Origin of the sequence: Bacillus pfraonensis (assembly GCF_050768835.1) — a bacterium.
Lineage (GTDB): Bacteria > Bacillota > Bacilli > Bacillales > Bacillaceae_G > Bacillus_A > Bacillus_A pfraonensis.
In genome coordinates, this window is record NZ_JAHCDO010000058.1 from 1 (window position 1) to 12,753 (window position 12,753).

The 12,753-nt window shown below is 37.2% G+C and carries 10 protein-coding genes and 1 pseudogene; 10 read left to right on the plus strand and 1 reads right to left on the minus strand.

Annotated features, from left to right (window positions below; all coding sequences use genetic code 11):
- The 10 genes and pseudogenes from KFD70_RS27680 to KFD70_RS27725 form a co-directional block, all read left to right on the plus strand.
- A partial coding sequence (locus tag KFD70_RS27680) for a GerAB/ArcD/ProY family transporter (protein WP_431613514.1) occupies window positions 1-533 on the plus strand: 533 nt, incomplete at its 5' end.
- Window positions 530-1,732, plus strand: a complete 1,203-nt coding sequence (locus KFD70_RS27685; protein WP_431613515.1) for a Ger(x)C family spore germination protein — start codon at window positions 530-532, stop codon at window positions 1,730-1,732. The genes KFD70_RS27680 and KFD70_RS27685, both read left to right, overlap by 4 nt.
- A gap of 471 nt (window positions 1,733-2,203) precedes the next feature.
- Window positions 2,204-3,065, plus strand: a pseudogene (locus KFD70_RS27690) (response regulator).
- A gap of 190 nt (window positions 3,066-3,255) precedes the next feature.
- Window positions 3,256-4,881 carry a nickel ABC transporter substrate-binding protein gene (nikA, locus tag KFD70_RS27695; RefSeq protein ID WP_336454485.1) on the plus strand — a complete coding sequence of 542 codons (1,626 nt, stop codon included), beginning with the start codon at window positions 3,256-3,258 and terminating at the stop codon, window positions 4,879-4,881.
- Between the two features lie 21 nt (window positions 4,882-4,902).
- Complete coding sequence (gene nikB / locus KFD70_RS27700) at window positions 4,903-5,844, plus strand: nickel ABC transporter permease subunit NikB (protein WP_336454484.1); 942 nt, start codon at window positions 4,903-4,905, stop codon at window positions 5,842-5,844.
- Window positions 5,844-6,677, plus strand: a complete 834-nt coding sequence (gene nikC, locus KFD70_RS27705; RefSeq protein WP_336454483.1) for a nickel ABC transporter permease subunit NikC — start codon at window positions 5,844-5,846, stop codon at window positions 6,675-6,677. Before nikB ends, nikC begins: the two co-directional genes overlap by 1 nt.
- 15 nt (window positions 6,678-6,692) lie before the next feature.
- Complete coding sequence (locus tag KFD70_RS27710) at window positions 6,693-7,532, plus strand: ABC transporter ATP-binding protein (protein ID WP_336454482.1); 840 nt, start codon at window positions 6,693-6,695, stop codon at window positions 7,530-7,532.
- Window positions 7,533-7,563: 31 nt separating this feature from the next.
- Window positions 7,564-8,403 carry a nickel import ATP-binding protein NikE gene (gene nikE / locus KFD70_RS27715; RefSeq protein ID WP_336454481.1) on the plus strand — a complete coding sequence of 280 codons (840 nt, stop codon included), beginning with the start codon at window positions 7,564-7,566 and terminating at the stop codon, window positions 8,401-8,403.
- 12 nt (window positions 8,404-8,415) lie between these two features.
- Complete coding sequence (locus tag KFD70_RS27720; protein WP_336454480.1) at window positions 8,416-9,750, plus strand: MATE family efflux transporter; 1,335 nt, start codon at window positions 8,416-8,418, stop codon at window positions 9,748-9,750.
- A 472-nt stretch (window positions 9,751-10,222) separates the two neighbouring features.
- Window positions 10,223-11,701: an FAD-dependent oxidoreductase gene (locus tag KFD70_RS27725; protein WP_336454479.1), complete on the plus strand. Its 1,479-nt coding sequence runs from the start codon at window positions 10,223-10,225 to the stop codon at window positions 11,699-11,701.
- Window positions 11,702-11,949: 248 nt separating this feature from the next.
- Here the strand turns inward: KFD70_RS27725 and tnpB are convergent.
- The coding region (gene tnpB / locus KFD70_RS27730) for an IS200/IS605 family element RNA-guided endonuclease TnpB (RefSeq protein WP_431613516.1) at window positions 11,950-12,753 on the minus strand (804 nt) is incomplete at its 5' end.

Here is a 12,753-nt window from a genome sequence, read left to right on the forward strand (position 1 = left end):
GGATAAAGACAACTGCTCTCGCATATACAGGTCCTGAAATCATGTTAATCCTTTTGGTGTTTATGGAGCAACCAAACAAAGCAGTAAAAGTCATTCTAGTTGGAATTTCTATTCCGTTAATCTTTTACGTAATAACGGTCGTAATGGTCATCGGTGCATTATCCGTCGATGGAGTTGTAACGAGAACTTGGCCGACAATTGATCTCATGCGCAGTTTTGAAATTTCTGGTTTGATATTTGAACGTTTTGAATCTTTATTGCTTGTAATATGGATTATGCAAATATTTGCTACATATACGATCAGTTACTACGCTGCTGCACTGGGGCTAGCACAACTCTTCAAAAAGAGCATTCATCCTTTTATGTTTGCTTTGCTTCCAATTATTTATATCATTGCTATGACTTCGAAAAATATAAATGATCTACTTAAATTCGGGGATATGGTCGGCAATACTGCTATATTTTTATTTGGGTTACTACCATTGCTCCTTCTTATCGTCACGCGATTAAAGAGAAAAGGGGGGGCATCGTGAAGAATAACTTTCACTATGTACGGGTTCTTTTGACTTTGTTTTCGATACTTGTGCTCCTGTTTCTGACAGGGTGCTGGAGTAGCAAAGAAATTGAAGAGTTGAGTTTAGTTTTAGCTGTAGCATTGGATAAAGGTAAGGAGTCAACAATTGAGAAAGAGATTAAGGACCGAGGAGGAGGGTATCCTAAAAGAAACCTTATAACATCTACTTATCAAATTGCAAGCCAACAAACGGGGAGTAAAGGAGACGGGGCACAACAAAAACGTTATGTTAATGTTTCTGAGACTGGAGATTCTATTCATCAAATGATTCGTGAATTTTCATTAAGAAGAGATCGTCCTTTGTTCGCTTCACATTTAAAAGTGATTGTGATTAGTGAGAATCTTGTACGCAAATATAGTTTAGACCAATTACTTGATCAGTATCTCCGTGAAAGTGAGAGTAGACTTAGCTGTCTTGTGTTAATCAGCAAGGGGCGAGCTAGTGAGACGCTGGAATCAAAGGAAATAGGAGAAATTCCAGCGTTTCATTTGATTGGGATTGGAGATAATCAATATAGAATAACAAGAATTTTACCTCCTGTATCGCTCGCTAAATTAGGAGGTAAGATGGAAGCAGGATCTAGTTTTCTTTTACAAAATGTAATTTCGACAAACGGTGAAGTAAAATTTGCAGGAGCTGCCATAATCAAAGGAAATACAAATAAGTTACGTGGTTTTTTAAATGAAGAGGAATTAGAGGGACTAATATGGATTAACGGAAAAAGGAAAGGTGGTGTGGTAAAAGGTTTTGATAAAAAGACAGGGCAACCCATCATCTACGAGATAAAGTCCATAAAAAGCAAAATCACCCCACATGTTAAGGGGAATAAGATTTCTTTTGATGTAAACATTGAATCAGAAGGGCGTGTGTCTGAAAATTGGATGCACTCAGGAAAAGGTTTTGAAAATGAATTTTTAAAAAGGGCAGAAAAAGTTGCTGAACAAGAAGTAAAGCACTTGGTGCATCATGTAACAGAAAAAATGCAGAAAAAATATCAAGTTGACGTTGCTGGCTTTGGAAACCTATTAAGAATTGAAGAACCAAAAGTATGGGAGAAAGTCAAAAAAGATTGGGATCAAACATTTAGTAGGGTACCGATTAAATATCATGTGAATGTAACCATACAAGATTATGGGGCGTCCAACTTCAAAAAGTGAGACGCCTTATTCCATTTCGCGAATGTATAATTCTAATTAATTATATTGCAAAAACGTTTTGTGTGCCAGAAACTATCGTTATACGCTCTTGATCTACATCAATACCGAAAGATTTCATCCCATTGAGTTCTGCAGTTCTTTAACGGAGAATACCAGTGGGATTATTGTAATATCCTCGTTCCTCTTTGTATATTTGTACCAGAACCTTTAGAAACTCACAGTGATTATCTCGAAGTTTTTACGCCAAAATGAATTTTAAATACTTTAAAAATTGTTTTATAAAAAATGTACTTTTTGGTAAGATTCTGTACTTTTGATTATAAATTAAAGATACGTTTCTATTAGTTTAGATTCGAAAGCGCCTCAAAGGGTGAACTTTGAATTTTATACTTAGCCTATATTCTTTTCCTTACAGGCCATTTATATAAATTAGACTAGGGATTAACCCCATAATCGCGAAAGGATGATTCTATGTATTTCTATATAGTAGATGATGAGAAAGCGGTTCGCTCAATGTTGGCTCAAATTATCGAGGATGAGGACCTTGGAGAGGTTGTAGGAGAAGCTGAGGATGGCTCATTGTTCGATCAAAAAATGCTAATCCTCAAAAATATAGACATTTTATTTATCGATTTGTTAATGCCGATTCAAGATGGAATAAAAACAATTCGTCAAATAAAACCATCGTTTAAAGGGAAAATCATCATGGTTTCTCAAGTAGAAACAAAAGAATTAATTGCTGAAGCATATTCGCTTGGTGTTGAATACTATATTATTAAGCCTATTAACCGGATTGAAGTATTAACAGTTGTTCAGAAAGTCATCGAACGAATCCGATTGGAAAAACCGATAAATAACATCCAAGAATCGCACAATATGGTGCTTAAATTGGATAGTTATCAAAGTACGCAGAGAAGTGAAAGCGGAAGTAAAGATTTAATGGACATGCTGGATTATTTATATTAATACGAACAAGCTAAAACGTTTGAACAAGGTTTTCCTTCTTTAAAAGAGATTTTTTATACATTTAGCTCAAAAAAGAATTGGATAATCAGCCGAAGAGATCAAATCAAAAAGGTCGATTGATACCTCCAAACAACGGATTAGAAGGGCGATTTATCAATCATTAAACCATTTAGCATCCCTTGGACTTACTGATCTTTCAAACCTGAAGTTTGAAAATTGTGCTTCTAGTTTTTTTGATTTTACAAACGTAAGAAGAAAGATGACAGAGTTGAATAATGAGCAAACATTACCTATTCATATCGATACGAAAAAATTTATTCAGGTTCTTTATTTTGAAGTGAAATGGATACCCTGGGAATTGCAATGACGGACTCTTGTTAATTCTTAAACTGAAATGAAGGGCTTATTTTGTTTTATTAGCTCGATAGCGATGGGTAGCACCCCCAATTATTCGTAATTTTCATTGACAGGAATTATCTTAGTAACTATCATTAGTTGGTGATAATGATTTTCAATTTCATTGTTTTTTATTAATTTTAAGGGGGAAGCATTTACTAATGTTTAGAGAGAAAAGGAAAATCGGTATATTACTATCAGCAATGATTCTACTGCTGTCTATTGTCTTTGTGGGTTGTACACCACAAAATAATGAGCAGGAAGCTAAAAAAGAAACGAGTAATACAGAAAAAACTCTCACTTTGTCTTGGCCAAGGGATATAGGAGAGATGAATCCGCATGTTTACAATCCTTCGCAATTGATTGCACAAGCGATGATTTACGAGCCATTGGTTAGCTATAAAGAAGGCGGTAAGCTAGAACCAGCGCTTGCTGAATCATGGACAATATCTGAGGACGGCAAGGAATATACTTTTGAACTTCGTCAAAATGTAAAATTCTCTGACGGAACCGCTTTTAATGCGAATATCATGAAAAAGAATTTTGATGCGATTATGAAAAATGTGAAAATACATAGCTGGCTAGGATTAATCAACATGATTAATAAGACTGAGGCAGTAAATGATTCTACCTTTAAAATTACATTAAAGCAGGCTTATTATCCAACATTGCAGGAGTTAGCGGTAGTCCGTCCAGTACGCTTTTTAGGTGAAGCAGGCTTCCCGGATGATGGTGATACTTCACAAAGAGTGAAGAAACCTATTGGAACAGGCCCATGGATGCTAGAGGAATATAAGAAGGATGAATATGCGGTATTTACTCGCAACCCGAATTATTGGGGTAAAAGTCCGAAGATTGAAAAAATTGTAATTAAAACAATTCCTGATGCAGAGACGAGAGTGCTTGCTTTCGAAAAAGGTGAACTCGATTTAATTTATGGAGAAGGCGCTATTAGTTTAGATGCTTTTAAACAATTAAAAGAGTCAGGAAAATATAAAACAAGTATTTCTGAACCTGTTGCAACAAGACAGTTGGTTATGAACACGACAAAAGAGCAGCTTTCTGATATCAAAGTACGTTTAGCGCTTCAATATGGTTTTAACAAGCAAGCGATGGTAGAAGGAGTGACTTCTGGACTGGAAGAGAAGGCAGACAATATTTTGGCTCCAAACCTCCTATATACCAATATTAAAACAACACCTATTAAGTATGACGTAGAAAAAGCGAAGAAGTATTTAGAAGAAGCAGGATGGAAGCTGCCATCCGGAAAAAGTGTTCGAGAGAAAGATGGTAAAGCATTGGAGCTGGAGTTGATGTATGATAAATCAAACCAAATCCAAAAGGCGATGGCAGAAGCCCTTCAAGCTGAGTGGGCGATGATAGGTGTTAAGCTGAATATTACTGGTGTTGAGCTGCCTGTTCAAGTAAAACGGTTTGGCGAAAATGATTTTGATTTGAACTTCTACAGTAACTATGGAGCTCCATATGATCCACATACCTTCCTTAACATTGTTTCAATGGACGGCTTTGGATTCTCAGATGCTTTGTCAAACTTGCCAGTGAAGCAACAGCTTGATCAACAAATAAAAGAAGTATTTGCCTCGACGGATGAGAAAAAGCGAAAAGAGTTATACAACACTATCCTACAGACATTGCAGGACCAAGCAGCAATCGTGCCAATTTCTTATATTAAGAAAACAGCTGTGTACCAAAAGGATGTAACTAGCTTTGAATTCCCGGCAAATCGTGATGATCATCCATTCACTGGAATTAGCATTAATAACTAGGAAACGGAAGGATGAGAAATAATGGGTAGCTATATTATCAAACGATTTCTTGCCATCATTCCTATTTTTCTCTTTGCAACACTTCTTACTTTTTTATTGATTCATCTGTCGCCGGTCGACCCTGCTGAAGCATATTTCGCAGCTGCCCATATTCAGCCGACAGCTGAGATGTTAGAACAAAAAAGACAGGAGTTTGGTTTAGATCAGCCACTGTTTGTGCAATATATTCAATCTCTTATTAAGATATGCCAACTTGATTTTGGCATATCTTATCTTTCTAACAAGCTAGTTTGGCAGGAGGTTGTATACCGGATGCCTACGACGATCCAGCTCGCCTTTAGTAGTATTTTCGTAGCTGTACTCGTTAGTGTGCCGATCGGATTTTTAGCTGCAGTGAAGAAAAATGGGGTCGTGGACCAGTTTAGTCGAGTTCTGGCTTTTTTCGGTGCTTCAATTCCGCAGTTTTGGCTCGGTTATTTATTAATTTATTTGTTTGCAGTGAAGTTTAATCTGTTTCCTGTGGAGGGGGCAGGAACATGGAGGCACTTGATTCTTCCATCCGTAACACTGGCTTTGCCGCTCATTGCGATTTATACTCGTTTGCTACGCATAAGTGTACTAGAGAATTTGCAAGATTCGTATGTCTTATATGCGAGGACAAGGGGGATTCATGAGCGTGTCATTCTAATAAAGCATGTATTGAGAATTGCAATTTTACCAATGATTACAGGAATTGGGATGAATTTTGGGAAGCTACTGACTGGAACGATTATTGTTGAGTCCGTTTTTTCGTGGCCTGGGTTTGGACGTTATTTTATTGAGGCAATTTTTAACCGGGATATACCAGTCATCCAATGCTATGTGTTTCTTGCGGCCTGTCTATTTATTTTATGTAATCTGATTGTGGATATTGTGCAAATGTATATGGACCCGCGGGTTTCTTGGAAAGGAGGAACGGACTAATGATTGCAAGTATAAGAGGTGTTTTCAAGCATCAAATCATCATTGTAGTCTGCTCATTCACTTTAATCGTTCTGTTTATCCTTACGATTTTGGCTCCGTGGATTTCTCCGCATGATCCCATTCAAGTGAATTTAGCATTAAAACTAAAGCAGCCTTCCATAGAATATCCGTTGGGTACTGATTATTTAGGACGGTGTAATCTGTCTCGTCTTTTACATGGTGGTCGTATTTCTTTAGGGATTGCATCTTTAATTTTTATTTCTTCCTTAGGGATTGGTTTGCTTATCGGAACTTTTGCTGGTTACAAGGGCGGCAGAATTGATCTTATATTAATGAGATTTTGTGAGGGAGTGATGGCCTTCCCGAATCTTGTACTCATACTTGGACTTGTAGGAATATTTGGTCCAGGAATGAAACAGGTAATTTTGGCAATGGTGCTTGTGCAGTGGGTGTATTACGCGAGGATGTTCCGAGGCTTAGTACTCAGTTTAAAGGAGCAGAATTTTATTACAGCTGCGAGAATAAACGGATCTTCACAATGGAAAATTATTAGACGACATATTATCCCGAATGTACTTCCTCCTATTGTCGTGATGGGGACACTTGAAATGGGGTGGGCTATTATGGATATTTCCGCTCTGTCGTTTTTAGGACTAGGTATTCAGCCACCTACACCTGAGTGGGGTGCTATGATTCATGAAGGGAAATCGTATATACGAAGTAATCCAGAGTTAATGATATATCCAGGTGTAATGATTATGCTCGTTGTCATCACTTTTAATATATTGGGAGAAGCTTTATCAGATCGGTTTGGGGCAAAACGACGTTTTTAAAAAGGAGTGAGACAATTGATAGAAAAACAGCGTAATGTTTTGGAGGTAAGTGACCTGCATGTAAAGATAAAGACCCCCACTGGAACAATCCCCTTAGTGCAGGATATCCATTTTGAACTAAAGCCTGGGCGTGTGCTCGGGCTTGTTGGAGAAAGTGGCAGCGGCAAAACCGTTACTTCCTTGTCACTTCTGCAACTGCTAGATCGTAAAACAACAAGTATAGAAGGTAGTATACGATTGCACGATAGAGAACTAAATGAGCTGAGTGCGAAGGAGATGCGACGGATTCGAGGGAAAGAGATTGCCCTTATTATGCAAAATCCAATGAATGCTTTTACCCCTATATATACGATTGGAAACCAATTCATTGAAACGATTCGCACTCATACTGCTTTAACAAAGAAAGAAGCATTTGAACTGGCTGAGAACTCTTTACATGATGTAAATTTGCCAAATACTTTAGATGTTATGCGTAGATACCCATTTCAGCTAAGTGGAGGAATGCTACAGCGGGTAATGATTGCTATTTCCCTATGCCTGCGGCCATCTGTAATTATTGCTGATGAGCCAACAACAGCGCTAGATGTGACAAACCAACTGCAGGTGCTGCAGCAGTTGGATTTTATTCGTTCGGAATATGGTACATCTATCCTATTAATTTCTCATGATTTAGGAGTTATTTCGGAACTAGCTGACGATGTCATTGTGATGCAGTATGGAAGAATTGTAGAAAAAGCAGACGTTTATCAGCTATTTGATTATCCACAGCATGAGTATACGAAAAAGTTGCTTCATGCTCGACCGACGCTGCAATTTAACGAAAGATCTCAGGATTTTCTAACATTATTGAAGTAGCATTATTATCCTAAAAACAGGGAGTGAGCCCATGAGTTTACTGCAGGTTAAGAACGTAACACATATGTATGGTTCCTATAACTTGTTTGGCAGAACGGATCAACGAAAAGAAGTACTTTCCAACGTTTCTATTTCCATAGAGCCAGGAATGTGTCTCGGTCTTCTCGGAACAAGCGGAGCTGGGAAAAGTACGCTGGGAAAAGTAATCCTTGGATTGGAGAAACCGCAAAAGGGACAAGTTCTGTTTCAGGGACATGATTTTTATAACATAGACCGTACCACCCGTAAACGGCTTCGCCGTGATCTTCAAGTAGTGTTTCAAGATTGCTACTCTTCGGTAAATCCACGAATGACTGCGGAACAAATTATTAGGGAACCGTTACAAAACTATGAAAGAATGTCCCGGGATGAACAGAGGCGGACCGTTGGAGAGTTACTAGAAAGAGTTGGTTTGAATCGTGAGGATATGCGAAAGTACCCTCATCAGTTTAGCGGGGGACAGCTGCAAAGAATTAATATTGCGAGAGCGATTTCCTTAAAACCGAAGCTAATTGTATTAGACGAGGCGGTAAGTGGTTTGGATATGGTCAACCAAACAAACATTTTAAACTTGTTGAGTGAGTTGAAGTCAGCTTTTGGTCTCTCATACCTTTTTATTACACATGATATAAAAGCTGCCTATTTTATATCTGATACTTTGGCTGTGATGGAGAGAGGAGAAGTAGTTGAGCTATGCGAAAATAAAGACCAGTTTTTCATCTCGCGGCACCCCGTTGCGCAAACTTTGCTCTCGTCCATTCTTTCCGAGCATCCTCGTTACCGTTCTCTTTCTGGAGGAGGCATTACTCCCATCCTCAGGCATGAGAGATGAAGGAGGAAAACTATGAATCATCGATCCTATCTTACGTTAGCCATTCCCTTGATCATTTCAACTATAACAACCCCTTTATTAGGGGCTGTAGATACAGCAGTTGTCGGGCAGCTGCCTGATCCTGCTTATATTGGGGCAGTGGCTGTAGGAACCATCATTTTTAATACGATGTATTGGTTATTTGGTTTTTTGCGAGTGAGTACATCGGGATTTGCTGCTCAAGCGTATGGAGCAAACGATGATATACAAGGGTTTTTAGCCCTAACAAGGCCATTTGTAGCAGCAATTGTAGTAGGGATTATTTTTATTCTTCTGCGGCACCCTGTCGAATATTTATTTTTAACCTTAATAAATCCGGAGTCTGACGTTCGAACGTTGACATCTGATTATTTTAGTATTCGCATATGGGGTGTTCCGTTTACTTTAATGAATTACGTTATCCTCGGATGGTTAATGGGGATGTCTAAGATTAAAATCTCTTTAATGATACAAGTTTCTATGAATCTTATGAATATTATTCTAGCCCTATTATTTGTCAACGTATTCTCTTGGACAGTGTCTGGCGTAGCTGCAGCAACTTTAATATCGGAAATAATGGCCTTTATGATAGGTATCATCATTATATGGAAGGCTGTTCCTTTTACATGTAAGCAGCTTTCTTTAAAAGAAATTTTTAATCTTGCTTCGTTCAAAAAAATGATGAGCGTTAACCGCGATTTATTCATCAGAACATTTTGTTTGTTAACCATGTTTAATATGTTTACGGCGAAAGGTGCTTCCTTTGGAACAGAGGTTTTGGCAGCAAATGCTGTTCTTATCCAAATTCATTACATCATGGCGTACTGCTTTGACGGATTTGCGAATGCTTCTAGTATTTTTGTAGGAAAAGCAATTGGAGCAAAAGATAAACAATTGTACAAAAAGACACTTTCACTATCGTGTCAGTGGGCAATCTTTTCGTCCTGTTTTATCGCAGGTATTTACAACTTGCTTGGTCATAATATAATTACACTATTTACGAGTGTACCAAGTGTTATTGAGTTGGCAAACACCTATGGAATATGGATTACGCTATTCCCTCTTTCGGCAAGTTTTGGAATTATTATATATGGTGTTTTTACAGGGGCAACAGAAGCAGCACCCATTCGAAATTCTATGATTTTAGCATTAATTGCTTATCTCGTTGCTCAATTTATCGCAGTGCCTAGCTTTCAAAATCACGGCTTATGGTTCGCCTTTATCGTATTTAGTATAGGGCGTTCTGTATTTTTAGTAATGTATATTCCAAAGTTAAATAAAAAGCTATTTTCGGTACAAGCGCAGAATACTAAAACATTTTACAATTAGGGAGCCTGCCGCTTGTCACCTTAAAATTCCCTAGGTTTTAACAAACGGTGTATAAAGTTGGAACGGAAGAAAAGGTAGAGATAGCATCGAAGTTTTACCTTTCGCAGTTAATCACATTTCCTTAATATAAGAAAAATACTATTCTTTTCGTATAATTATTAAAAAGGATAGCGCTCTTTATGGATATTCTACTTCTAGGGGTACCGTCACACATCCATCAACCTAAGAAATTAGATGTTCCCCAAAACGAAATTTTTATCTTTCCATAATTGTTTATGAGAATTCAATACATTGGGGAACAACGAATTTATGATCTCATTTTTCATATTCTAAGCGCATTTTTGTTTCCTAAGAAACAAAAATGCGCTATACTTGCATACATAACACATAATATTTATTAACTGGGAATCTATTATGTGTACATGTTTTTATACGATTAGTCCTAATCAATCAAATAAATGGAGGGTATGACATGGGAAATCATTATGATGTAGCAGTTGTTGGTGGTGGTCCAGTAGGATTAATGACCGCATGTGAATTAGCTATTCAAGGTATAAAAGTTGTTGTGTTGGAACGAAGAGTAGATCGTATACGAAATTCTAGAGCAATGACATTACATCCTCGCTCCTTAGAATTGATGGCTATGAGAGGTATTGAAAACAGATTTTTATCTCGTGGAAAAAAATTAGATACAAGTCATTTTGCTGTCTTAGAAACAAGATTAAACTTCAAAAATTTAGATACAGATTTTCCCTACACACTTTTTATCCCTCAATCTATTACAGAAGAAATATTAGAAGAACGCGCATTAGAATTAGGTGTAGACATCAAACGAGGGCATACTGTGAAGAACTTAAAACAGTATGAAACATTTGTAAAGCTAGAAATAGAGCAAAGAGAAAATATATATAAACTAGAAGTTCCATATGTAGTAGGCGCTGACGGTGCAAGAAGCATCGTACGCGAATTATCGCATATACCATTTAGTGGAACGGATACTACAGCCACTGCTATATTGGGAGATGTGATTTTAAAAGATATTCCAGATAATCCATTTTTCTCTATATCTAATATACATGGGATAGTAATGATGGTACCGATTACGCCTGGTTTATTTCGTTTTGCAATTGTAGATCCTGTATATCAGCATATACCTGTACAAATTGCTGTCACAGAAGAGGGGCTTATGGATAGTGTTTATCGTATTACAGGTGAACGTATTCAAATTAAGGAAACGATTTGGCTCTCTCGTTTTGGAAATGCAACCAAATTAGCAGATACTTATCGGCATTTGCGTGTATTCTTAGCAGGAGATGCGGCACATATTCATTTACCTGCAGGTGGACAAGGTTTAAATGTAGGTTTACAAGATGCTTTTAATTTAGGATGGAAATTGGGATTAGCTATAAAACAGAAAAAATATGAAAACCTATTAGAAAGTTACCATATTGAACGACATGCTGTAGGAAAACAATTTTTAAAAGAGACACAAGCGCAAGAACAATTAATGATGAACTTTTCAAATGCTGGGATGGAACTAAGAGAGCTATTTTCTCACTTACTCACATATCCAGAAGTGAATCAAGATTTAGCTGAAAAAGTAAGTGGTCTAGGAATTATGTATCCACCTATGCATAATATGGAAAAACATCCATGGCTAGGAAAAAGATGTCCGAATTTTTCTATTTATGCACAAGATCAGAACACTCACACACTCTATGAAGTGATGCATGATGGGAAATTCATTTTATTGATACATCCTTCTTATGTAGATATGGTAGATAAAATAAACATTGATTCACATGCAAGAGTGATTGTAGGACAAATACAACATTCTGAGTTAGAAAATATAGGTACAGTTTGGATTCGACCGGATGGTCATATAGCTTGGATTGCGCATACCAAGAAAGACGTATCATTAGGTATTGAAAAAATGCAAAATAACATGTAATTCAATATGTTATTAACTAATCAGACTCTTTTGCAGTAAGAAATCAAACAATTTCAAAAAACAAAAAAACATTATTCTTTCTTTACTGCTTTCTAAGAAAGAATAACGTTTTTTATTAATAGAGCAAACAATGAATGAAAATAGGTATTATTTTAGTGTGTTCGTTGAACTACTCACCACTTAACGTCCTTACGGACTGTTTGAAGTGGGAGATTCCTAAGTACGGAGTTCTATCGAACTCTAATGGATTAGGCTATCCCCGTAGTTCCTACGGTTAAGAGACGAATTGCCTCGTTTCTCAGGTTGATCGCTGCATTCCTATCTCTATCGTGATGTGTGCCACAAGAAGGGCAATCCCACTCACGAATTATTAGATTTTTAACATCTTTGTTTTTGTATCCACAATTTGAACATAACTGACTGGAAGCAAATGTTTTAGATACCACAACAACTTGTTTGCCATACCATTTTGCTTTATATTCCAACATCGTTCGAAATTGTGACCAAGATACTTCACTAATTGCTTTTGCAAGCTTTCTATTTTTGAGCAGGTTACTGACTTGTAAGTCTTCTATACCGATGACATCGTGGTTTTTGATGATTTCAGTAGAGAGTTTATGTAAGTAATCAGCTCTCGCATTGGCAATATGTTCATGGATTCTTGCAACTTTCATACGCTGCTTGTTCCAGTTCGAAGAACCTTTCGTTCTTCTGGAAAGGATACGTTGTGCTTTTGCTAACTTTTCTTCTAATATACGGAAGAATTTAGGGTTCTTGTATGTTGTTCCATCAGAAAGAATAGCAAAATCTTTTAACCCAACGTCCATTCCACAAGTGGATTTCGTTTTAAGCATTTCTTGTATCTCTGTTTCGACAAGGATAGATACAAAGTATGTACCACTTGAGTTACGTCGAATCGTTGCATTTAGAATACGACCTTCTACTTCACGACTTTTGGCAAAGCGAACAAGGCCAAGTTTCGGTAATTTCATTTTGTTACCTACAATCGCAATATTGCCGTTCGTTTGCTTGGTTGTGTAGGATTGAACCTT